This window comes from Vibrio sp. 970 (assembly GCF_033339075.1).
Window position 1 is genome coordinate 1 of sequence record NZ_JAWOTW010000616.1, and the last position, 573, is coordinate 573.

At 48.0% G+C, this 573-nt stretch carries 2 protein-coding genes; both read right to left on the bottom strand.

The genetic code is table 11. From position 1 onward, the window contains the following. Positions 1–176: nitrilase-related carbon-nitrogen hydrolase (locus R7Q11_RS28200; protein WP_318094482.1), on the bottom strand; the 176-nt coding region annotated here is incomplete at its 3' end. A 34-nt stretch (positions 177–210) separates the two neighbouring features. Continuing rightward, a partial coding sequence (locus R7Q11_RS28205; protein WP_225467230.1) for an AsmA-like C-terminal region-containing protein occupies positions 211–573 on the bottom strand: 363 nt, incomplete at its 5' end.

The following is a 573-nucleotide window of genomic DNA, read 5'->3' on the forward strand; positions in this document are numbered from 1 at the left end:
AACGGCTCTGCATGTTGATGGTACTCTTCTCGACTGGCAAACAACACCGCATTTTCCGGCGTGAGCACCAGCTTCACTCCTTGATTGGCCGCCAAAGCACATTGCTGGTCAATAAAGTCCAAATTCGCCTGAATATCAGGCCCCGAAGTCATTTGAATGATGCCAACACGTTCCATGTGTTCTCTTCCTTCTACCACTTAGTCGGGCGATCTATTTAGCCTGCTCACGCAGTTTTTCTGGCAGCTTGTATTCGCCTTTACTACGTGAAATCTCTTTTACGGTTGGTGAATCTAACGGGCCTTTGACCTCGTAATTCACTTGGGTGAACACCTCTACAACAGGAGAAATCACCGTGGAAATCGCCAGCACGTACAGAGCAGTTTGAGGGGCCACCGCAAACGCCGTCAACATTGGTAACCCTGACGTAATATCCGGCGTAAACTTCACTTCCGCATCCACCATTCTGCTGGTCATGTTTGCAATACCACGAATTTGCATTTCACCAGCTAGCGCATCCATCACAATATCATTAGTGATGAACACACCATCTTGGATTTTGCCTGTACCCGTGAT